This window comes from Streptomyces sp. NPDC088706 (genome assembly GCF_044752765.1).
Classification (GTDB): Bacteria; Actinomycetota; Actinomycetes; order Streptomycetales; family Streptomycetaceae; genus Streptomyces.
Window position 1 is genome coordinate 300,394 of the sequence record NZ_JBIVLW010000006.1, and the last position, 20,233, is coordinate 320,626.

The following is a 20,233-nucleotide window of genomic DNA, read 5'->3' on the forward strand; positions in this document are numbered from 1 at the left end:
CGCGGTGGCCGGAGCACGCTGACGGCGGGCGGCCACGGCGTCGGTACGCTGGTGAACGCCCTGGTCAAGGCCCACCCCGCGCTGCGCGTACGGATCGCGGCGCTGCCCTCCGAACTCCGGGTGCTCGACGAGCAGATCCTGGACACCGACGTCTGCCCGAACGTCGAACTGATCCCGCAGACCGGGCCGGTGCCGCATGGGGGCAGCACCGTCCTGGTCTCGCGTCTTCTGGAGCGGCTGGCCGACGAGGACGCCGTACTGGCGCTCACCGAGGCGGCCACCGCCCTGCCCTGGGACGGAACGCTGCTCCTGGTCGAGCAGATCCGCCCCAACGACCCGGACGACATCGACGCCACGCTCCAACACCTGCGGCTGGCCTGCCTGTTCGGCTCGGGGCTGCGCTCGCAGGACGAGCTGGGCTCCTTGGTGGTACGGGCCGGCCTGCGGGTGCGCCGCTGCGACGACATCGGCTGGGACCACCGGCTGTGGGTGCTGGAGCGCGTCACCGCACAGTGAGACCCGGTTCGCGGCGGCTCCCGGACGTGGCCTGGACGGCCGGGAGCCACCGCGGACCGGGTGTCCGTTCAGGCCGCCGTGGTCAGGAGCTGCGCGCGGCCGAAGAGCAGGGCGTAGCCCGTCGGCAGACCCTCGATGACCCGGGTGACGAGGGCCGGGTCCATCAGCGTACCGACCGCGGCCAGCACGGTGCCCGCGTCCCAGCGGACGGTGGCCGCCGTGCCGCCGGTCCGCGCGGCCAGGTCGTCCACGAAGCGGGCGGCCGGGGACGGGGCGATGCCGGGGGCCTCGGCGGTGAACACCAGGGCTGCCTCCCTGGGGAGCGCGGCGGCGAACGCGACCCGGTCCTCGCCGGTGATCTGCGCTCCGAGCCCTCCCAGCACGGCCCGCAGGGCCATCTCGGCCCGCTCCCGGGTGGGGTAGGCCCCCTCGTACCTGATCTTCTCCAACAACCCGTCGAACGTCATGGCCTTCGGTGCGGCAATGGTCCGAGGCTCAGGAATCATGGCGGCGGCAGCCCTTCTCGTCGTCCTGCGGTGTCGTTGTCTGGCTTCTACTCCGAAAACTCCGCCCTACACCCCCTGGGGGGTATTTCGGCGATCAGGGGCCTGCGAATGGCGGAGAACGACTGAGCGGCGGAGGGCTCCGGAGCCCTCCGCCGCTCAGTCGTTCCCTCCCGCGCACCGGCTACGGCTTGCGGGCCACCAGCCCCCACTGGTCGACCAGCACCGGGTCGTCCTCCTCGGGGCGCCACAGCGCGATCGACAGGAAACCCGGCTCGATGATCTCCAGGCCCTCGGCGCAGCCGGTGATCTCCTGCGGCTCCCGGACCAGGTACGGCGGGTTGTCGCCGGAGTCGTAGGCCTCCTGGGCGGCCAGCGTCTGCGGCGTCCTCACCGTGTCGCAGAGCACCAGGTAGCTGCCCGACGGCATCCGGGCCATGTACCGCTGGACGACCTCGATGCCGTCGGCCGGGGCCAGGTGGCCCAGCGTCGAGAGCAGCAGCACGGCGACCGGCTCGGACAGGTCGAGCGTCTTCGCGGCCTCGTCCACCACCCGGTCCGTCTCGGAGAGGTCGGCGTCCACATAGGCCGTCCGGCCCTCCGGGGCGCTGGTCAGCAGCGCCTGGGCGTGGGCGAGGACGATGGGGTCGTTGTCCACGTAGACGATCCGCGCTTCCGGCGCGATGCCCTGGGCCACCTCGTGGGTGCTGTTCGCCACCGGCAGCCCGGTGCCCACGTCCAGGAACTGTGCGATGCCCAGCGAGGCGAGGTGCCGGATCGAGCGGGCCTGGAACGCGCGGGAGGCACGGGCGATGTCGACCATCTGCGGGTAGGCCGCGCTCACGGCGTCGGCGAGCTCGCGGTCCACCGGGTAGTTGTCCTTGCCGCCCAGCCAGGCGTTCCACACCCTCGCCGAGTGCGGGACATCGGAGCGGATCCTGCGGCGGAACTCAACGTCGTCGACGCTCATGTCTCTCCTCTACTCACTGTCCGTGCAAGGCCGTTGACCGCATAACCGCCGGTGGGAGCCTTGAGCTGACCGTACATCGCCATCCCGCTGCCCGCTGGACCGCCTCCCGGTCAGACCAGGTCCGGGTCCAGGCCGGTCAGGCGCGCCGACTCCTCCCACAACACCCGCGCCACGTTCATGTCCTGTGCCCGTTCGGATTTACGGGCCAGGGCCGGGGCTCCGCGGGTCTCGCCCAGGCGCCCGGGACCGTAGTACGAGCCGCCGGGCGCGGCCGGAAGCGTCGCCGCGTACAGCGTGGGCAGCGCGCCGGCGGAGGCGGGCTGGGTGTACAGGCGCGTGGCCCGCTCCAGCTTCGCCGCCCAGTTCCGGCCGGCCAGCCGCGGACCGGCCTGCCCCAGCTCCGTCGCGGCGAGGCCGGGATGGGCGGCCAGGGCGAGGAGGTCCCGGCCGGAGGCCCGGGCGCGCCGGTCGAGTTCGGCGGTGAAGAGCAGGTTGGCGAGCTTGGACTGCGCGTACGCACCCCATGTGCTGTACCGGCGTTCGGCGTTGAGGTTGTCGAGCTCGACGCGGCCGATGCGGTGGCCGAGCGAGGAGAGCGTCACCACCCGGGCCGGTCCCGCCACGCCGAGCACCGGCAGCAGCCGGAGGGTCAGGGCGAAGTGGCCGAGGTGGTTGGTGCCGAACTGCATCTCGAAGCCGTCCGCCGTGCGCAGGAGCGGCAGAGCCATCACTCCGGCGTTGTTCACCAGGAGGTCCAGGCGGCCGTCCACCTCCTTCGCGATGGTGTCGGCGGCTTCGGCGACGGAGGCCAGATCCGCCAGGTCCAGGCGGACGAGGCGGGTGTCGGAGCGCGGGGCGGCGCGGCGGACGGCCTCCAGCGCGCGCCGGCCCCGCTCGGCGTCGCGGCAGGCCAGGACGGTGCGGGCGCCGGAGCGGGCGAGGGCGAGCGCGGTGACCGCCCCGATGCCGCTGTTGGCGCCGGTGACCACGGCGGTCCTGCCGGAGAGGTCGGGCATGTCGCGGAGTTTCCAGGAGTGCATGCCAGGACACCTCCCCGGCGGGGGCCGGGTCACACGCCGGTCAGCCGAACCGGCCCACCTGGTAGTCGCCCGCGGGCTGCTGGACGCAGCGGTTGATCTGACCGGCACGGATCTTCACCAGCTCCTGCGTCGTGCTGGACAGCCCCGTGTCGGAGACCGCCTGGCCGGCCGCCATCAGGTGCTTCAGGATCGTGGCCGTGGCCGGGCTGCCAAGAACGTTCAAACGGGCGTTCATCTTCGGCTCCGCTGCCGTTGCCGGTCGCCACACCCCCCAGGACGGACGGGGTCGCCCCGATGCGACACGCGGGTCCCTCCGCTGTGACACACGGCCCACCTGGGACGATCGGCCGGTCCGTGGGGAGCGTCGCCGGGTCACCCGCGCGGGCCGCCCGGGAGGCCGGTCGCGGCCGGCGGGCCAAGAATCGGAAGGTGCCGCACCGAAAGAACGACAGCGCCGCCGTGGAACGGATGGTCCGTACGCTCATCCGTAAGCGGAAGAGGTCCGTCCGCGAGCAGGACGTCACGGTCACCGACAGTCGGGGAAGGGGCGGCTCAAGGAGATCTTCACCCGGCACTGGCAGGCCGTGCTCATCTGCATGGGCCTGGTGCTGCTCTACAACGTCACCAACTACATGGTGACGTCCTATCTGCCGACCTACATGTCCCAGACGCTCGGCGAGCCGGAGACCACCTCTCAACTGCTCGTCCTCGGCACGATGCTGCTGGTGGTGCTGACCATCACGACGGTGGGCCGCACCTCGGACCGCTGGGGCCGCAGACCGGTGTTCATGGCGGGCAGCGTCGCCCTGATCGTGCTCGCCGCGCCCGCGTTCCTGCTGATCCGGCAGGGCGGGGTCCTGCTGCCCGCCATCGGTTGCGCGGTGCTCGGGCTGCTCCTGGTCTGCTTCGCGGGTACGGCGGCCTCGACGCTGCCCGCTCTGTTCCCGACCCGGCTGCGGTACGGCGCCCTGTCGATCGCCTTCAACATCTCCGTGTCGCTCTTCGGCGGCACCACGCCCCTGTTCGCCTCCGCCCTGGTGGAGGCCACCGGCGACGAGATGGTGCCCGCCTACTACCTGATGGTGGCCGGAGTGATCGGTCTGGTGGCCACCTTCTTCCTCCACGAGACGGCCGGTCGGCCGCTGCGCGGGTCGGGGCCGATGGTGGAGACGCCCGAGCAGGCCCGGCAGCTCGTGGCGCGCAGCCGTACCACCGCGGGCCGACAGGCTCGGGACGTCTGGCTGCGGGTGCGCCACCTGTGGCGGCCGTCGGACGACGAACCGGGGCGGAGCGGGCAGGGCGGACGGCGCGGCGGGCGCAAAGGCGGCTGAGGGGGGCGGGGGCCCGGTCAGGCGTCGACGGAGGACCGCTGGAACCAGGCCGGGCCCTCCGTGAGCGCCTGCTTGATCCGGAAGAGGGCGAACTCGGCGAGCGGCGGCAGCCCGTCCAGCGGGAACCAGCCCACCTCCAGCGACTCGTCGTCGTTCACCCGGGCCTCGCCGCCGGTCGCCCGGCAGCGGAAGGTGATGTCGAGGTACTGGCAGCGGTCGCCGTTGGCGTACCGCACGGGCGCCAGCGCCTGGGTGAGCACCAGCCGCTCGGCCACGCAGTGCACACCGGTCTCCTCCAGCACCTCGCGCTCCGCCGTCAGCGCGGGCTCCTCCCCCGGCTCCGAGATGCCGCCGACCACCGACCACGTGCCGGTGTCCGCGCGCCGCCCCAGCAGGACCCGGCCCTGGTCGTCGAAGACGATGGCGGTCACCCCGGGCAGCAGGAGCAGCTGGTGCCCGGCGGTGGCGCGGATGGTGCGGATGAAGTCGGGAGTCGCCATGGATCCGAGCCTACGTGGCCGGTACGGGGCTACCGCCCGGCCCCCGCTCCCTCCGTGCCCGTACCGCCGACACGCCCACCCAGCCCAGGCCGGCCACGGCCAGCAGGGCGATGACGCCCTCCGGCAGCGGGCCCATCCGGGTGGCAGGGGTGAGCGAGGAGCGCAGCGGGACCTCGGCGACCAGCGCGTCGGGGGTGAACATGCCGCTCCGGTCGGCGATCGTGCCGTCGGGCCGGATCACCGCGCTGACCCCGCTGGTGACGGGGACGACGACGGACCGCCCGTGCTCGACGGCCCGGACCTGGGACATCGCGAGCTGCTGGTAGGTCATCTCGCTGCGTCCGAAGGTGGCGTTGTTGCTCGGTACGGCGATCATCCGGCCGCCGTGCAGGACGGTGTCCCGGGCCGCGTCGTCGAAGGCGGCCTCGTAACAGGTCACGAGCCCCACCTTCGTACCGGCGAGGTCGAAGACGCCGACCCCGGTGCCGGGGACGAACTCGCGCTGCACCCGGTCGACGTCCTCGCTGAAGAAGCGGGCGACCGTCCGCATCGGCATGTACTCGCCGAACGGCTGGATGTGCCGCTTGTCGTAGGTGTCGACAGGCCCCTTGTCCGGGTCCCACTCGATCAGGGTGTTGCGCAGGCTGTCCGAGCCCTTCTCGACCACCGAGCCGATGACGGTGGGGACTCCGATCGCCTTCACCGCGTCGTCGATGACCTGGCGGGCGTCGGCGTTGAGGTAGGGGTCGAGGTCGGAGGAGTTCTCCGGCCAGAGAACGAAGTCGGGCTGCTTGGCCTTCCCCGCCCTGACCTCGTCGGCGAGCTGGGTGGTGCGCCTGGCGTGGTTGTCGAGGACGGCGCGGCGCTGGGCGTTGAAGTCGAGGCCGAGGCGGGGCACGTTGCCCTGGATCGCGGCGACGGTGGCGGTTCCGTCCTCGGCGGAGTCGTCGACCAGCGGGAGCGAGGCGAGCGCGGCCACCACGGGTACGAGGACGCAGGCGGCGGCTCCGGCGACGGCGCCGCGGGGAACCTCCCCGGTGGAGCGGTACGCGACGAAGCGGCGCACGGCCTCGTACAGCCCGAAGCCGCACAGCACGACGGCGAAGGAGAGCAGCGGGGTGCCGCCGAGCGCGGCGAGCGGCAGGAACGCGCTCTCGGCCTGGCCGAAGGCGATCTTGCCCCACGGGAAGCCGCCGAACGGGATCCGGGCCCGGACCGCCTCGTCCAGGGTCCAGACCGCGGCGGCCCAGAAGGGCCAGTACGCGAGCCGGGTCACGGCGGCGATCCCGAGGCAGCCCACCGCGATGAAGAGCGCCTCGGCGGTGGCGAGGGCCAGCCACGGCACCGGGCCGACGTCCTCACCGGTCCAGTGCAACAGCGGAAGCATGAAGCCGAGCCCGGACAGCAGGCCGAGGCCGAAGGCGGCGCGCGGCCGGCGCCCGTACAGGACCCAGCCGAGCAGGGCGAAGCCGGGCAGGACGAGCCACCAGAGCGGCCGGGGCGGGAAGCTCGCGTAGAGCAGGATCCCGGAGAGGGCGGCGGCGGCCGGACGCAGGAGCCGCGGCAGGAGTCCGGCGGCCGGGGGCGGCGGCGGGGGCGGGGGCGGCGGGGCGTCGACGGGGGTCATGGTGGCGCTCACCTGGCGGAGTCTACGGTGGGCGGCTGTGTACGGAGGTGCCGACCGGAGCCGGGACGGCCGGGAACCTCCCACCGGGCCGGAGCCGGGGCGGTCGAGAACCTCCCACCGGGCCGGAGCCGGGGCCGGCGGGAACCTCCCGCCGGGCCGGAGCCGGGACGGCCGGGAACCTCCCACCGGGCCGGAGCCGGGGCCGGCGGGAAGTCTCCCGCCGCTGCGCGTGGTCAGTCCCGGTCCCGCTCCGCGGCGGCGCCCAGGTGCATGCGTTCGCGGATGAACCGTACGGCGGCCTCCGCGTCGTCCACCGTGACGGTGAAGGTGCGGCCGTCGCCGAGCAGGAGGGCCATGCCCTCGCCCTTGCGCACGACGACGGCGGTGCCCTGTTCGGGGCGCCAGCGGTAGCCCCAGCCGCCCCAGTGGCGCGGGTTGACCTTGGGGACGTACTCCGCGCCGACCACATGGGTGAGCAGGATCCGGCGGCGCGGCAGCCCGGCGTGGCCGCAGCGGACCTCCAGGGCGTCCCCGTCGACCTTCACGGCCACATGGACGAAGGCGAGCGTCCCGTAGAGGATGAGCAGTCCGGCGGCGAGGCAGCCGATGACGGACATGAGCAGCGGGGCGATCCCGGAGGACCAGGGCGAGCCGATGGCGAGCTCGATGCCCAGAGCCACGCAGCCCGCGCCCGCGAGGGCCAGGAACCACTGCATGCGGTTGGTCGCGCGGCCGGTCCAGACGGTGGACGGTGCCTGCGTCGAGCCGTGGTGCGCGCTCCCGGGGTGGTCCGTCATATCCGCAGCGTACCCACGTTGTCGCCGCTCGGCCCGGGCGGCGAAGGGTGTCCGGCGGCCTCGCGTGGTTCAGCGGGCGGGTGCGACGGCGTGCAGGAGACGGCCCTCCGCGTAGGCCAGAGCGGGCTCGGGAAGGGTGCCGGGGCGTCCGGCGAGCAGGACGGTGAGCGTGCCGGTCGGCAGGGCCGACGGGGCGGCCTCGGCGCCGATCCGGCGCAGCGCCTGGGCGGCCACCGCCCCGGCGGACCCGTGCAGGACCAGCGGCGGGTGGCCGGGCCGCTGGACGGCGGCGCGGATACGGTCGGCGACCAGCTCGTAGTGGGTGCAGCCGAGCACCACGGCCCGTACGCCCGGCGGAGTGAGGGCGGCGGCAGCGGCGACGGCACGGTCGATGCCGGCCTCGTCGCCGTGCTCGACGGCGTCGGCGAGTCCGGGGCACGGAACCCCGGTGACGTCGGCGGAGCCGGCGAACTCGGCGATCAGCCCGCGCTGGTAGGAGCTGCCGGTGGTGGCCGGGGTGGCCCAGATGGCCACGGGGCCCCCGCCCGCCGCGGCGGGCTTGATCGCCGGGACGGTGCCGATGACCGGCAGCCCGGGCTCCAGCGCGGCGCGGAGCGCGGGCAGGGCGTGCACGGTGGCGGTGTTGCACGCGACGATCAGGGCGTCCGGCCGGAGGTCGACGGCGGCACGGGCCACCGCCAGCGCGCGGGCGGTGATTTCCTCGGGGGTGTACGGGCCCCAGGGCATCGAGGCGGGGTCGCAGGAGACCACCAGTTCGGCGTCGGGCCGCAGGCGGCGCACGGCGGCCGCTGCCGCCAGCAGGCCGATTCCGGAGTCCATGAGCGCGATCTTCACCCGGTCACCCTAGCCGACAGCCCTTGCGGGCCGGGTTCGGTGGGGCAGACTGCGGCGAATGAGCGCCGTTGCCTGGATCGCCGTGGGTTCGCTGTTCGCGTGGGTGTGGCTGCTGCTGGGGCAGGGGTTCTACTGGCGGACCGACCAGCGGCTCCCCCGGCGCACCGACCCGGCGCGCTGGCCGTCGGTGGCGGTGGTCGTGCCGGCCCGCGACGAGGCGGAGATGCTGCCGGTGAGCCTGCCCTCGCTGCTGGCCCAGGACTATCCGGGCGAGGCCTGGATCATCCTGGTCGACGACTGTTCCGGCGACGGCACCGGCCGGCTGGCCCGGGAGCTGGCCGCACGGTTCGGCGGCCTTCCGCTGACGGTGGTGGAGCCCGGGGAGCCGGAGCCGGGCTGGACGGGCAAGCTCTGGGCCGTACGGCACGGCATCGCGCTGGCCCGGCCGCACAAGCCGGACTTCCTGCTGCTGACGGACGCGGACATCGCGCACGAGCCGGACAGCCTGCGGGATCTGGTGGCCGCGGCCGGGACCGAGGGGCCGGACGGCTTCGACCTGGTGTCGCAGATGGCGCGGCTGCGGGTGGAGAGCTTCTGGGAGCGCCTGGTGGTGCCGGCGTTCGTCTACTTCTTCGGGCAGCTCTACCCGTTCCGCCGGGTGAACCGGGCCCGGTCGCGTACGTCGGCCGCGGCGGGCGGCTGTGTGCTGCTGCGGACGGAGGCCGCCGAGCGGGCGCGGATCCCGCAGTCGATCCGGCAGGCGGTGATCGACGACGTGTCGCTGGCGCGGGAGGTGCGGCGCGGCGGCGGCCGGATCTGGCTGGGGCTCGCGGAGCGGGTGGACAGCGTGCGGCCCTATCCGCGGCTGGCGGACCTGTGGCGGATGGTGGCGCGCAGCGCGTACGCGCAGTTGCGGCACAGTCCGCTCCTGCTGGCGGGGACGGTCCCGGGGCTGCTGCTGGTCTACGTGGCGCCGCCGGCGACCCTGGTGGCGGGTCTGCTGACGGGTGAGGGGGCGGCGGCCTGGGTCGGCGGTGCGGCCTGGGCGGTGATGACGGCGACATATCTGCCGATGCTGTCCTACTACCGGCAGTCGCTGTGGCTCGGTCCGCTGCTGCCGTTGACTGCGGGGCTGTACCTGCTGATGACGGTGGACTCGGCGGTGCGCCACTATCGGGGGCGCGGGGCCGCCTGGAAGGGCCGCACCTACGCCCGGCCCGAGGCCGCGCCCGACCGGTGACACCGCAGGGGGGCCGGGTCCGCCGGGCGGCGGGCGAGCGGGTCACTTGCGGCCGGGGGTCCAGTTCATGCCCCAGCCGTAGGCGGCGTCGATGGTGCGCTGGGGGCTGACTCCGCGGTCCGGGACCAGGTAGCGGGCCTCGCGCCGCACGGTCAGGTCGCCGCCGTCGTTGGTGATCGACGCGAGCGCGCAGACCGTGGAGGGCACGGTGCACTCGTCGAGGGAGAAGTCGATCGCCGCGCCGTTCTGCGGCTGGAGGGTCACCGTGGCGTGGAGATCGGCGAAGCTCCGGGCGCCCTCGTAGACGGTGACGAAGATCAGTACGCGGCGGAGCAGGTCCTTGCGGTCGAGGTTGACGGTCATGTTCTCGCCCGTGGAGAGCGCGCCGGTGCGGTCGTCCCCGTCGAGGTGGATGAAGGGCGGCTGACTCAGCGAACCGAACGCGTTCCCGAGCGCCTGCACCACTCCCTTGCGGCCGTCGGTGAGTTCGTACAGTGCGCAGAGATCGAGGTCGAGGTCACCGTGCATCGCTACGGCCCGGCCCAGTTTGGCTCCCCACCCCTTGAACTGCTTGCGCACCTCCCAGTTGAGGTTGACCCGCAGGGCGCCGGAGGTGCCGCCCTGCTTGGCGAGGGAGACGGACGGCGCCTCCTTCGTCAGCGTGACCTTGGACAGCCGGACCGGCCGCGGGGGTGCGGGGGCGGGCGGGACCGCCCGGGTGACCGGCGCCGGGGCGGGTGCCGGGGGTGCGGGAGGCGCGGGTGCGGGCGCCGGGAGGGCGGCGGGGGGCGACGGCGCCGGGGCCTGCCGCGGTTCGTCGACGGAGATGCCGAAGTCCGTCGCCAGGCCTTCGAGTCCGGTGCTGTAGCCCTGTCCGACCGCGCGGAACTTCCAGGCGCCCTGGCGCAGGTACAGCTCACCGAGGATGAACGCGGTCTCGACCGTGGCGTCGGTGGAGTCGAAGCGGGCCAGCTCGGCGCCGCCCGCCGCGTCCACGATCCGTACGTACAGACCGCTCACCCGTCCGAAGGTGCCGCCGTCCGCCGAGACCGCGACGACGATGCGGTCGATCACCGGCTCGACCTTCCCGAAGTCGACGAGGAGGGTGTCGGTGACACCGTCACCCGTGGTCCGCTTGCCCTCGTGGCGGACGGCGCCGGAGGCGTGGGCCGGCTGGTTGTAGAAGACGAAGTCGGCGTCGCCGCGGACCTTTCCCGACACCAGGAGGAGCGCGGAGCCGTCGGCGTCAGGGGTGCCGGGGGCGGCCCGCCACCCCAGCTCCACGCGCACCACGCGCGCCGGCACCGGAGTGTTGGTTCCCTTGTGCATGGTCATGCTCGCCCCCATCAGGAGTCCGGCTGCCCGCAGGCGTTCGCCACAACCTAAACCCCGGACCCGGCGCGGGTCGCCACCCGCGCACGCCTACCAGCGTCCGAGTCGGCGGCCACCACGCTCACGGTCCACCAGGCCGAGTCCCACCCAGGCACCAAGTTCAACGCGGGTCGAGCCCGGCTTCACCGCCACCTGCCTCCCGAGGCCGATCCGGGACTTCCGGCCCGCCGCGTCACCACCCTGGCGTACGGCATCGCCGTGCAAGCCGCGGACGGTGTCCGCCGGGCCGGACTCCAGGAGCCAGCCGACGCCGCCCCGCGCACCTGGCCGCTCACCTGAACCGGCCGGGGTTCTGCCCGCACGCCCGGCCCTGAGCCAAGCATCGGGATTACCGCGGGAAATGGCAGCCCCGGGCCTCAATGCGGTAGTCCTGAAAGCGTGTTGCCGATACTCGACAGAGATGGTCTTCATGTACACGCTCGCCCGGCGCGGGGCACGTTCCCGCCCTCCTGAGCACCGGGCGGGCAGGCGTGCGACGTGCGGGTGTCGCCCTTGTGACGCGGCCATCACTTCTCGTCGGCAAAGGCGGCACCGAAGGGAAAAGCTCCGCCGATAGGCGAAGGATTTGCGGGGCTTCGGCAGCGCGGAGGGACAGAATCCGCGTAAATCGGATGACCCTAAGATGGGGACTCCCCAATCAGCACATCGTGGGCTTAACTTAGGTGCCATGACCTCCCCTCGCTCCGCCTTCGGCGGCGGCTACTACGCCGCGTCGTTCCCCGACACCCCGATCTACGACTCCCTGGTCGCGGAGCGGGGCACCCCGCAGATCGCACCGATCCGCGTCCCCGCCGCGTACGACACGTCCAGCAGCTATCTGCCGGCCCTGCCGTCCGCGCTGCCGGCCCTCCCCGCGGCCCCCTCGCAGCACACCGGCTCCTACGGCTACCCGCAGCAGCAGCCGACGCCGCAGTACCAGCAGGCCCCCGCGCAGCACGCGCCGATGTACCCCGCCGGACTGCAGAACGCGCCGGCGCCGTACATCCCGCAGCAGCCCTCGGCGGTCCGTGGATATCCGCAGCAGGCCCAGCCGCAGCGCCCCGCACCCGGCACCGGGTACGAGTCGATGCGCCCGGCATCGCCGCGGCCCGTGCCGGCCCCGTCGCCGTACGAGGACCCGTACAACCGGCCGTACCAGGGCCGGGGGTACTGACCGGACTCGCGGTCACCCTCGCGCGGGGCGGGTCCCGCGACGCATACGTGCGTACGGGTGCACGGGTGACTGGCAGGATGGGCGCATGGCCTCTCCTGTGCTGCGGTCCGTCCATGTGTACCCGGTGAAATCCCTGGGAGCTCACCCGTCCGAGGAGGTTGCCGTCGAGCCATGGGGACTCGACGGCGACCGCCGCTGGATGGTGGTCGACAAGGCGGCCCGGGCGATCACGCAACGTCAGCAGCCGATTCTGGCGCGCATCCGCGCGGTGCTGCTGCCGGGCGGCGGGGTCGCCCTCTCCGCCCCCGGCCATCCGCCGCTGCGGGCGGAGGTTCCGGGAGCGGATCGCATGATCAGCGTGGAGCTGCACCGGGACACCGTCACGGTGGCGGAGGCGGCGGCCGAGGCGCATGCCTGGTTCAGCGAGGTCCTCGGTTCGGAGACCCGTCTCGTGCATCTCGACGAGCCGGCGCACCGCAGGCCCGTCGACCCCGCGTACGCGCGCCCCGGGGACATGGTCTCCCTGGCCGACGGCTATCCGCTGCTGCTGACCACCACGGCCTCCCTCGACGCCCTCAACGACCTGATCGCGGCGGGCGACCGGCCGCACGAGGGGCCGTTGCCGATGGACCGCTTCCGGCCGAACGTCGTGGTCGACTCCACCGAGGCGTGGGTCGAGGACCACTGGCGGCGGATCACCATCGGCGATGTGCCGTTCTCCGTGGTGAAGCCCTGCGGCCGCTGCGTGATCACCACCACCGATCAGCGGACCGCCGTACGCGGCAGGGAGCCGCTGCTCACGCTGGCCCGCCACCGCCGGGTCGGCAAGCAACTGCTCTTCGGCCAGAATCTGATTCCGGACGGGACCGGGGTGATCCGGGTCGGAGATCCCGTCACGATCCTCGACTGAGGGCAGAGGGGAGAGGGCAGAGGGCACGGGCGACCGGGGGAAAAGCCATGCGCATGGGGGGAGTCGGAGTGCTCCGGTGGCGCACCACCGATCGCCGCGAGGCGTGGGTGACGCTCGGCGCGCTGCTGCTCCTGGTGGTCGGAGCGCCGGCCGCCGGGTGGGCGGGCGGCGCGCTCGCCGGGGACCGGATCCGGCAGGAGGTGGTGGCCCAGCACGAGGAGCGCCGGGCCACCACCGCGGTCGTGGTGGGGCGGGCGCCGGGAGGGCGGCGGTTCGCCGGTGACCCGGACGCCGCCTCGGGGCGCACCTCGGTGGTGGCGGCCTGGCGGGCTCCGGACGGTACCCGGCGCACCGGCGAGGTCACCACGGCCTCGCGGGCCGGGGAGCCCGGTTCGCCGGTGCGGATCTGGACGGACCACGCGGGGCTCCCCGTGGCGCCGCCGATGGGCCGGGGCGCGGCCCGCACGCACGCGGTGCTCGGCGGGGTCGGTGCGTTCCTGCTCGCCGCCGGGTGCGTCGAGGTGGGCAGGCGGCTGGTCGTAGGGCGGCTGGTGCGACGGCGGTACGCGCTCCTGGACCGCGAGTGGGCCGAGGTGGGCCCGGACTGGGGCCGGGCCGGGACGGGCGGCTGACAGCGGAGGGGCCGGCGGGCGGCCCTCCGGCCACCGCCTCCCGGGCGGCCGTACCGCCCGCAACGGCCCGCCCCGGAAGCGGCGGCGGGGCCCCGGCGACCCGACTCGTCAACTCCCGCCCCTCCCGCGCGCTACGGTGGTCCGACCCCGTCCGCCTCCTCGGCAGGCGGACGGACCCGAGACAGCACAGCAGGACCCGAGGCGTCACCGCACGACCCGAGGCATCACAGCACGAGGTGGGGGCAGAGCAACTCCATGGCACAGGGCACGGTCCAGGTGACGCACACCGGCACATCCCGATGGCGCCGCCGCACGGGCGAGTACGCCTCCCTCTCCGCGGCCCTGGAAGCGGCGGCCGAAGGGGACGTCCTCACCGTCGCGCCCGGCACCTACCGGGAGAACCTCGTCCTGCACCGCGCGGTGACGCTGCGCGGCCCCGAGGGGTCGGTCGGCTCCGTGCGGATCGCGCCGGCCGACGGCGTACCGCTGACGGTGCGTGCCTCCGCGACCGTCCAGGACCTGCACATCGAGGGTCAGGACTCCGCCGCCCCGGCCCTGCTGGTGGAGGACGGCACCCCCGAGCTCTCGGACCTGCGGATCGTCACCCGGTCCGCCGCCGGCATCGAGGTGCGGGGCGCGGCCCGGCCCACCGTGCGGCGCTGCACCGTCGACAACCCGGCCGGCGTCGGCATCGCCGTACTGGACGGGGCGGGCGGGGTCTTCGAGAAGTGCGAGATCGTCTCGGCCGGGCAGTCCGGGGTCTCGGTCCGCGACGGCGGGCACCCCCGGCTGGACCGCTGCCGCATCCACCACGCCTCCGGCGCGGGCCTCGGCGTCACCGGCGAGGGCAGCGGTCTGGAGGCGTTCGGGTGCGAGGTGTACGAGATCAGGGGCAGCGGCGTGCAGGTCACCGCCCGGGCCACCGCGCACCTCACCGACTGCACCGTGCACCGCACTTCGGGCGACGGTGTCACGCTGGACACCGACGCGGTGCTGACGCTCGCCGACTGCGACATCCACGACATCCCGGAGAACGCCATCGACCTGCGGTCGCGTTCGGTGCTGACGCTGACCCGTTCCACGGTCCGCCGCTTCGGCCGCAACGGCCTCTCGGTCTGGGACCCGGGCACCCGCGTGGACGCCAACCAGTGCGAGATCCACGACAGTACGGGCGACTACCCGGCGGTCTGGGTCAGTGACGGGGCGACGGTGATACTGGACGCCTGCCGGGTCCACGATGTGCCGGACGCCCTCTTCGTCCTCGACCGGGGCTCCCGCGCCGACGTCGTGGACAGCGATCTCTCCCAGATCCGCAACACCGCCGTCTCCGTGAGCGACGGCGCCACCGCCCAGCTGGACGACTGCCGCATCCGGGAGACGTCCACCGGCGCCTGGTTCCGCGACCACGGCAGCGGCGGCACGCTCAACAACTGCACCATCGACATGGCCCAGACCGGGGTCATCGTCACCAAGGGCGCCGACCCCGTCATCGAGCGCTGCACGGTCTCCAACCCGGCCGAGGCCGGGTTCTACGTCTCCGCCGAGGGCCGGGGCACCTTCGACAGCTGCCGGGTGACGGGCAGCGAGGGGTACGGCTTCCACGTGATGGACGGCTGCCGCACCACCCTGACCCGCTGCCGCACCGAGCGGTGCGCGCGGGGCGGTTACGAGTTCCCCGAGGGCAGCGCCGGACAGGGCGACGGGCCCGGGTCCACCGGTCCGGTGGCCACCGACTGCACGAGCGACGAGAGCGGTCTGCGTACGGCACCGGCCCCCGCTCCCGCCGTGCTGACGGCCACCCAGGCGACGCCCGGCCTGCTCTCCACGATGCCCGGCCAGCGCTCCGTGGCACCCGAGCCGGTGGCCCCGGCCGCCGAACCGGCCCGCGATTCCTCGGCGGTCCTCGGTGAACTGGACGCGCTGGTGGGCCTGGAGAGCGTCAAGCGCGAGGTGCGGGCGCTCACCGACATGATCGAGGTGGGCCGCCGCCGACAGGAGGCCGGGCTCAAGGCCGCCTCCGTCCGCCGCCACCTCGTCTTCACCGGCTCCCCCGGTACGGGCAAGACCACGGTCGCCCGGCTGTACGGGGAGATCCTGGCCTCCCTCGGGGTGCTGGACCGCGGCCACCTGGTCGAGGTGTCCCGGGTGGACCTGGTCGGGGAGCACATCGGCTCGACGGCGATCCGCACCCAGGAGGCGTTCGACCGGGCGCGCGGCGGGGTGCTCTTCGTGGACGAGGCGTACGCCCTCTCCCCCGAGGACTCCGGCCGCGACTTCGGCCGGGAGGCCATCGACACGCTGGTGAAGCTGATGGAGGACCACCGGGACGCGGTGGTGGTGATCGTCGCCGGGTACACCCACGAGATGGAGCGGTTCCTCGCCGTCAACCCCGGTGTGGCCTCCCGCTTCTCGCGGACCATCACCTTCCACGACTACCTCCCCGAGGAACTGCTGCGGATCGTCGGACAGCAGGCCGAGGAGCATGAGTACAGCCTGGCGGAGGGGACCGGGGAGGCGCTGCTGAAGTACTTCACCGCACTCCCCAAGGGCCCCGCCTTCGGCAACGGCCGCACCGCCCGGCAGACCTTCGAGTCGATGGTGGAGCGGCACGCGGGCCGGGTCGCCCAGCTCGCCGAGACGAGCACGGACGACCTGACCCTGCTCTACCCGGAGGACCTCCCGGAGCTCCTCTGAAACTTCCCCCCGCCCTCGGACTGCCGGGGCAGCCTCGGCCCGAGCTCGTCGAGGAGGGCGGTCCGTTCCTTCGCGAAGACCGGGTCGGCCTGGTAGTCGGAGTGGCCGAGGATCGGTTCGGGCAGCGGGAGCGCGGTGGTACGTCCGTACGCCTGCGGGTCCTTCAGCGGCCCCCGGTCGACGCCGGTGCCGGGTCCGGCGCTCGGCCGGACCGGCCCGCCGATCGGGTCGGTGGCCCGCCACAGGTTGCTCCAGCAGTGCACCGAGCGGTGCAGCCCGAGCAGCGGTACGGCTCCGAAGTAGGAGGGGAACCAGCGCCCGTACAGCCGCTCGATCGGGGAGCCGTAGGTGAGCAGCCCGACCCGGCGGCGGGCGCCGTCGGGCAGCTGCCAGACCGCGGCCGCCGCGAGGACGCTGCCCTGCGAGTGACCCGAGATGACGAGCCGGCCCCGGGTGGTGGAGGTCCAGGCGCACATCCGGGAGGCGAGGTCGGGGACGGCGCGCTCGGCGTAGCAGGGGGGCGCGAAGGGGTGGGCGGCGCGCGGCCAGAAGGTGCCCACGTCCCAGAGGATGCCGATGGTGCGCCGGGCGGACGCGTCCCGGTAGGCGCGGCGCCCGCCCGCGACGAACAGCAGGAAACCGAAGCCGATCAGCCAGGAGCCGGTCGACTGGGCGGCCTCGGCCAGCGATTCGACCGGGGGCGCGGCCCCGTCCGTGGCGAGGCCGGGAACCTGACCGCTCGCCCAGGAGCCCACGACGGCCGCCGTGCCGAGGAGCAGGGTGGCGGCGGAGACCACGCCGACGATCCAGGGGGCCGAGTCGGTGAGGGCGGCGGTGGCGCGGACGCGGGCGATGCGCCGGGTGCGGCCGGGGTCGGGTGGCTCGGGGGCGTACTCCGCCTCGATGTCCGGCCCCATACGGCGGGCCCGGCGCGCGGTGCGGACGACCAGGAACACGACCGGGACGAGCAGCAGGAGCAGGAGCACCGGGATGACGGAGGCCTGCCAGCTGAGCAGGACCGGCGGGCCCTCGATGATCGCGGCGCGCCCCATGCCCGGGGTGCCGGGGCCGTCCAGCCAGTCGGCGACGCGCTGGGCCACACCGCCGGTCATCACGCCGCCGAGGGCGCAGGCGAGCATGGCGACGGACGGGCCGCCGAGTCCGTACAGCGTGGTGCGGGGGTCGGGGGCGCGCCGGTAGAGGCTGCGGGCGACCAGGGCGAGGACCACGACGAGCAGGCCCTGGCCGAGGGCGAGGAGCCGGAAGGCGGTCTCGCCGGGCAGGCTGCCGGTGGACTGCCACCCGGGGCGCGACCATCCGGCGTGCAGGACGGCGAGGCCGAGCAGGGTGAGCGCGGAGCCGGGCAGGTAGGTGATGAGGGCGCCGTCGACCCGGGTGTCCCGGACGCTCTCGCTGCGGCCCCGGCGGCAGACGACCCAGACGGTCACCAGGGCGCACCCGACGATGGCGACTTCGAGGGCCGCGCCCAGCAGGAGCGGAACCGGGCCGCCGGCGGTCCGGTCGTGGCGGGCTGCGGCGCCGGTGACGGCCGCGGCGACGGTGAGGAAGCCCGCCGCGGTGTGCGCGGCGCGGAGCCGGGAGACGAGGCGGCGGCCGTACCAGAAGCCGGGCCTGCTGAGCGCCGGCGGAACCGGGCGCGCGGACTCCGGGTCGTCCGCGGGGCTCGGAGCGCCGGGCCCGTGGGCCTCCTCCGTCCCGTCCGGGTCGCACGCCTCGGGGTCCGTGGCGTCCAGGGGGCTCTGGGACTCGTAGGCGCTCCAGGTCCGGTTGGAGAGGTACCACATCAAGCCGACCAGGGCGGCCGGCACGACGGCGGCGAGCCCGAGCCGCCGTCCGGGCTGGGACCACCACCCGCCCTGGCGGCTCGACAGGAAGCCGAGCCAGGAACGCCGGTCGGAGCAGGCGGGGGTGCCCGCGCACTGCCAGGCCACCAGGTCCAGCGCCACCTCGCAGGCGGCGGCGGTGAGCAGCACGGTGAGGCTGAGCGCGACGAGCCGCACCAGGACGCCGTAGAGCCGGACCGCGCGGGTGCGGCCGGCGGCGGTGGGGCGCATCCAGTGGGCGAGGTTGACCACCATGAACGGCAGGAGCAGCAGCCACAGGGCGCGGGAGCCGTTGCCGGAGGTGAGCCCCGACCAGCAGTAGGCCTCGGCGACCGGCTCGTCCCGGTAGCGCTCGGGGTGCCTCTCGCCGTGGACGTCCTCGGTGCGCCGGTACACGGCGGCGGTCGCGTCCCCGGTGACCCGGACGGTACGGGGGTCGCCCAGTATCTCCTGCGGGGTGGCGCCTCCGACGCCGTGGACCAGCAGTTCCAGCGCCGCCCCGGTGTCCTGCGGGGGCGGCGGCGGGGGCGGGATGGCAGGAGCCAAGGCAGAACTCTCTCTCGGGCGCGCCGGCTCGCGGCCGGCGGGGACGTGACAGGGGGCAGGAGGAACACGGGTGACGCGGAGGGGACGCGGGGAAGGGGGCGGGCGGGAAGCGGTCGGCTCCGGCCCGTGGCCCTGCCCCAGAATCCCGGATCCGGGGCGCGTGCGTGAGCGGTCTCACGGAATCTCCCCAGGTGGTACGCCGGACATGCCTGCGTGGCAGGATGAACGTGTGTCGCAGGCCGCTGCGGACCGTACGGCAGAGGGAAGGACCGGGCCCGGCGTTGAGCGAGAATCAGAACCTGCTCGCGGAGCAGCGACGTGCCCTGATCCTCGACGAGGTGCGCAGGCGCGGCGGGGTCCGGGTCAACGAGCTGACCCGCAGGCTGAACGTCTCCGACATGACGATCCGTCGGGACCTGGACGCGCTGGCCCGGCAGGGGGTCATCGAGAAGGTTCACGGCGGTGCCGTCCCCGTCGTCGAGGCGAGCACCCATGAGCCCGGCTTCGAGGTGAAGTCGGCGCTGGAGCTGAGCGCCAAGGAGGACATCGCGCGGACGGCGGCGGCGATGGCCCAGCCCGGCAGCGCGATCGCCCTGTCGGGCGGGACGACGACCTACGCGCTGGCCCGGCAGCTGGTGGACGTGCCGGATCTGACGGTGGTGACCAACTCGGTACGGGTGGCCGATGTGTTCCACGACGCGCAGCGCCCGGCGCCCGGCCGGGCGGCGCGGCCGGGGACGGCGACGGTGGTGCTGACCGGCGGGGTGCGGACGCCGTCGGACTCGCTGGTGGGGCCGGTCGCGGACCGGGCCATCGACTCCCTCCACTTCGACCTGCTCTTCCTTGGCGTGCACGGGATCTCGGCCGAGGCCGGTCTGTCCACCCCCAACCTCGCCGAGGCCGAGACCAATCGCCGCTTCGTCCGGGCGGCGCGCCGGGTCGTGGTGGTGGCGGACCACACCAAGTGGGGGACGGTGGGGCTGAGTTCCTTCGCCACGCTGGACGAGGTCGACACGTTCGTGACGGACGCGGGGCTGGCCCCGGGGGCGCGCGCGGAGATCGGCGAGCATCTGCCGGGCCTGGTGGTGGCGGGCGAGCCCGCCGAGGAGACCGCGTCCCCCGGCTGACCGGGGCAGGACTGTCCGGATAGCGTTCGGGTCGCCGTCCGGCCGGGAGGTCTTAGGATCGAAGGATGGCCGTCTTCCGGATCGAGCGCTTCTCCCCTCTCCCCGCAGCCGAGGCCTGGCGGCGGGTGACCGACTGGGAACGGCACGCCACGCACGTCCCGTTGACCGCGATCTCGGTGGAGAACGGGGCGCCGACCAGGGTGGGCACGGTGTTCACGGCGCGTACGGGAGTGGGTCCGCTGGCCTTCGACGACCCGATGGAAGTGGTGCGCTGGACGCCCCCCGCCGGTGGCCGGGCCGGGATCTGCCTGCTGGAGAAGCGTGGGTCCGTGGTGCTGGGCCGGGCCTCGATCGACGTGACTCCGACGGATTCCGGTTCCCATGTGGTGTGGGTGGAGGAGCTGTGGGTGCGGCTGGTGCCCCGGTGGGGTGATCCGCTGCTCGCCTCGGCCGGGCGCCGGCTGTTCGGCGGGGTGCTCGACTCCCTGCTCGCCTAGGGCCTGTCGTCGAACTGCCGCCTGCCGTGCGACGCCTGGCCCCCGGGGGTGGCCGTCAG

18 protein-coding genes and 1 pseudogene are annotated in these 20,233 nt (G+C 74.0%); 9 read left to right on the top strand and 10 right to left on the bottom strand.

The annotated features are described in order from the left end of the window. Positions 1-18 precede the first annotated feature (18 nt). Positions 19-516 carry a methyltransferase gene (locus ACIQAK_RS18020; RefSeq protein WP_366389620.1) on the top strand — a complete coding sequence of 166 codons (498 nt, stop codon included), beginning with the start codon at positions 19-21 and terminating at the stop codon, positions 514-516. 68 nt (positions 517-584) lie between these two features. Here the strand turns inward: ACIQAK_RS18020 and ACIQAK_RS18025 are convergent, their stop codons facing one another. The 4 genes from ACIQAK_RS18025 to ACIQAK_RS18040 form a co-directional block, all read right to left on the bottom strand. Next, positions 585-1,022, bottom strand: a complete 438-nt coding sequence (locus ACIQAK_RS18025; RefSeq protein ID WP_366389400.1) for a DUF2267 domain-containing protein — start codon at positions 1,020-1,022, stop codon at positions 585-587. Between the two features lie 181 nt (positions 1,023-1,203). Further along, the gene (locus ACIQAK_RS18030; protein ID WP_366389399.1) at positions 1,204-1,989 is read right to left on the bottom strand and encodes an SAM-dependent methyltransferase; all 786 of its coding nucleotides are present in this window, start codon (positions 1,987-1,989) and stop codon (positions 1,204-1,206) included. A gap of 110 nt (positions 1,990-2,099) precedes the next feature. Beyond that, on the bottom strand, positions 2,100-3,029 hold the full coding sequence (locus ACIQAK_RS18035) for an oxidoreductase (RefSeq protein WP_366389398.1): 930 nt from the start codon (positions 3,027-3,029) through the stop codon (positions 2,100-2,102). 40 nt (positions 3,030-3,069) lie between these two features. Continuing rightward, entirely contained in the window at positions 3,070-3,264 is a 195-nt protein-coding gene (locus ACIQAK_RS18040) for a carboxymuconolactone decarboxylase family protein (protein WP_401848345.1), read from the bottom strand. A gap of 295 nt (positions 3,265-3,559) precedes the next feature. On the opposite strand from ACIQAK_RS18040, the pseudogene ACIQAK_RS18045 reads away from it, so the two are divergent. Continuing rightward, positions 3,560-4,360: pseudogene (locus ACIQAK_RS18045) on the top strand (MFS transporter); the annotation flags it as partial. A gap of 17 nt (positions 4,361-4,377) precedes the next feature. Here the strand turns inward: ACIQAK_RS18045 and ACIQAK_RS18050 are convergent. The 4 genes from ACIQAK_RS18050 to ACIQAK_RS18065 form a co-directional block, all read right to left on the bottom strand. Continuing rightward, positions 4,378-4,860, bottom strand: a complete 483-nt coding sequence (locus ACIQAK_RS18050) for an NUDIX domain-containing protein (RefSeq protein ID WP_366389397.1) — start codon at positions 4,858-4,860, stop codon at positions 4,378-4,380. 10 nt (positions 4,861-4,870) lie between these two features. Beyond that, positions 4,871-6,487: an apolipoprotein N-acyltransferase gene (gene lnt, locus ACIQAK_RS18055; protein ID WP_366389619.1), complete on the bottom strand. Its 1,617-nt coding sequence runs from the start codon at positions 6,485-6,487 to the stop codon at positions 4,871-4,873. A 233-nt stretch (positions 6,488-6,720) separates the two neighbouring features. Then, positions 6,721-7,284, bottom strand: a complete 564-nt coding sequence (locus ACIQAK_RS18060) for a hypothetical protein (RefSeq protein ID WP_366389396.1) — start codon at positions 7,282-7,284, stop codon at positions 6,721-6,723. A gap of 69 nt (positions 7,285-7,353) precedes the next feature. Continuing rightward, positions 7,354-8,139 carry an aspartate/glutamate racemase family protein gene (locus ACIQAK_RS18065; protein WP_366389395.1) on the bottom strand — a complete coding sequence of 262 codons (786 nt, stop codon included), beginning with the start codon at positions 8,137-8,139 and terminating at the stop codon, positions 7,354-7,356. A gap of 58 nt (positions 8,140-8,197) precedes the next feature. On the opposite strand from ACIQAK_RS18065, the gene ACIQAK_RS18070 reads away from it, so the two are divergent. Then, positions 8,198-9,379, top strand: coding sequence for a glycosyltransferase (locus ACIQAK_RS18070; RefSeq protein ID WP_366389394.1), 1,182 nt, complete (start codon positions 8,198-8,200; stop codon positions 9,377-9,379). Between the two features lie 42 nt (positions 9,380-9,421). Here ACIQAK_RS18070 and ACIQAK_RS18075 read toward each other — a convergent pair whose 3' ends face one another. After that, positions 9,422-10,726 carry a TerD family protein gene (locus ACIQAK_RS18075; RefSeq protein WP_366389393.1) on the bottom strand — a complete coding sequence of 435 codons (1,305 nt, stop codon included), beginning with the start codon at positions 10,724-10,726 and terminating at the stop codon, positions 9,422-9,424. Between the two features lie 712 nt (positions 10,727-11,438). On the opposite strand from ACIQAK_RS18075, the gene ACIQAK_RS18080 reads away from it, so the two are divergent. The 4 genes from ACIQAK_RS18080 to ACIQAK_RS18095 all read left to right on the top strand — a co-directional run bounded on the left by ACIQAK_RS18080 (position 11,439) and on the right by ACIQAK_RS18095 (position 16,160). Further along, the gene (locus ACIQAK_RS18080; protein ID WP_366389392.1) at positions 11,439-11,924 is read left to right on the top strand and encodes a DUF6643 family protein; all 486 of its coding nucleotides are present in this window, start codon (positions 11,439-11,441) and stop codon (positions 11,922-11,924) included. Positions 11,925-12,009: 85 nt separating this feature from the next. Further along, on the top strand, positions 12,010-12,834 hold the full coding sequence (locus ACIQAK_RS18085; protein WP_366389391.1) for an MOSC N-terminal beta barrel domain-containing protein: 825 nt from the start codon (positions 12,010-12,012) through the stop codon (positions 12,832-12,834). A 53-nt stretch (positions 12,835-12,887) separates the two neighbouring features. Beyond that, positions 12,888-13,466, top strand: a complete 579-nt coding sequence (locus ACIQAK_RS18090; protein ID WP_366389618.1) for a hypothetical protein — start codon at positions 12,888-12,890, stop codon at positions 13,464-13,466. Between the two features lie 255 nt (positions 13,467-13,721). Then, positions 13,722-16,160 carry a right-handed parallel beta-helix repeat-containing protein gene (locus ACIQAK_RS18095; protein WP_366389390.1) on the top strand — a complete coding sequence of 813 codons (2,439 nt, stop codon included), beginning with the start codon at positions 13,722-13,724 and terminating at the stop codon, positions 16,158-16,160. Here the strand turns inward: ACIQAK_RS18095 and ACIQAK_RS18100 are convergent. After that, complete coding sequence (locus tag ACIQAK_RS18100; protein WP_366389389.1) at positions 16,130-18,550, bottom strand: hypothetical protein; 2,421 nt, start codon at positions 18,548-18,550, stop codon at positions 16,130-16,132. The genes ACIQAK_RS18095 and ACIQAK_RS18100 overlap by 31 nt on opposite strands. A 281-nt stretch (positions 18,551-18,831) precedes the next feature. On the opposite strand from ACIQAK_RS18100, the gene ACIQAK_RS18105 reads away from it, so the two are divergent. Both ACIQAK_RS18105 and ACIQAK_RS18110 read left to right on the top strand, forming a co-directional pair. Continuing rightward, positions 18,832-19,677: a DeoR/GlpR family DNA-binding transcription regulator gene (locus tag ACIQAK_RS18105; protein WP_366389388.1), complete on the top strand. Its 846-nt coding sequence runs from the start codon at positions 18,832-18,834 to the stop codon at positions 19,675-19,677. Between the two features lie 65 nt (positions 19,678-19,742). Continuing rightward, a complete protein-coding gene (locus tag ACIQAK_RS18110; RefSeq protein WP_366389387.1) occupies positions 19,743-20,174 on the top strand; it encodes an SRPBCC family protein in 432 nt (143 codons plus the stop codon). Positions 20,175-20,233 lie beyond the last annotated feature (59 nt).

Coding starts and splice junctions, on each gene's coding strand:
- ACIQAK_RS18070 (WP_366389394.1), top strand. CDS start 8,198: ATGAGCGCCGTTGCCTGGATCGCCGTGGGTTCGCTGTTCGCGTGGGTG.
- ACIQAK_RS18025 (WP_366389400.1), bottom strand. CDS start 1,022: ATGATTCCTGAGCCTCGGACCATTGCCGCACCGAAGGCCATGACGTTC.
- ACIQAK_RS18085 (WP_366389391.1), top strand. CDS start 12,010: ATGGCCTCTCCTGTGCTGCGGTCCGTCCATGTGTACCCGGTGAAATCC.
- ACIQAK_RS18030 (WP_366389399.1), bottom strand. CDS start 1,989: ATGAGCGTCGACGACGTTGAGTTCCGCCGCAGGATCCGCTCCGATGTC.
- ACIQAK_RS18080 (WP_366389392.1), top strand. CDS start 11,439: ATGACCTCCCCTCGCTCCGCCTTCGGCGGCGGCTACTACGCCGCGTCG.
- ACIQAK_RS18095 (WP_366389390.1), top strand. CDS start 13,722: ATGGCACAGGGCACGGTCCAGGTGACGCACACCGGCACATCCCGATGG.
- ACIQAK_RS18060 (WP_366389396.1), bottom strand. CDS start 7,284: ATGACGGACCACCCCGGGAGCGCGCACCACGGCTCGACGCAGGCACCG.
- ACIQAK_RS18050 (WP_366389397.1), bottom strand. CDS start 4,860: ATGGCGACTCCCGACTTCATCCGCACCATCCGCGCCACCGCCGGGCAC.
- ACIQAK_RS18040 (WP_401848345.1), bottom strand. CDS start 3,264: ATGAACGCCCGTTTGAACGTTCTTGGCAGCCCGGCCACGGCCACGATC.
- ACIQAK_RS18090 (WP_366389618.1), top strand. CDS start 12,888: ATGGGGGGAGTCGGAGTGCTCCGGTGGCGCACCACCGATCGCCGCGAG.
- ACIQAK_RS18110 (WP_366389387.1), top strand. CDS start 19,743: ATGGCCGTCTTCCGGATCGAGCGCTTCTCCCCTCTCCCCGCAGCCGAG.
- lnt (WP_366389619.1), bottom strand. CDS start 6,487: ATGACCCCCGTCGACGCCCCGCCGCCCCCGCCCCCGCCGCCGCCCCCG.
- ACIQAK_RS18035 (WP_366389398.1), bottom strand. CDS start 3,029: ATGCACTCCTGGAAACTCCGCGACATGCCCGACCTCTCCGGCAGGACC.
- ACIQAK_RS18075 (WP_366389393.1), bottom strand. CDS start 10,726: ATGGGGGCGAGCATGACCATGCACAAGGGAACCAACACTCCGGTGCCG.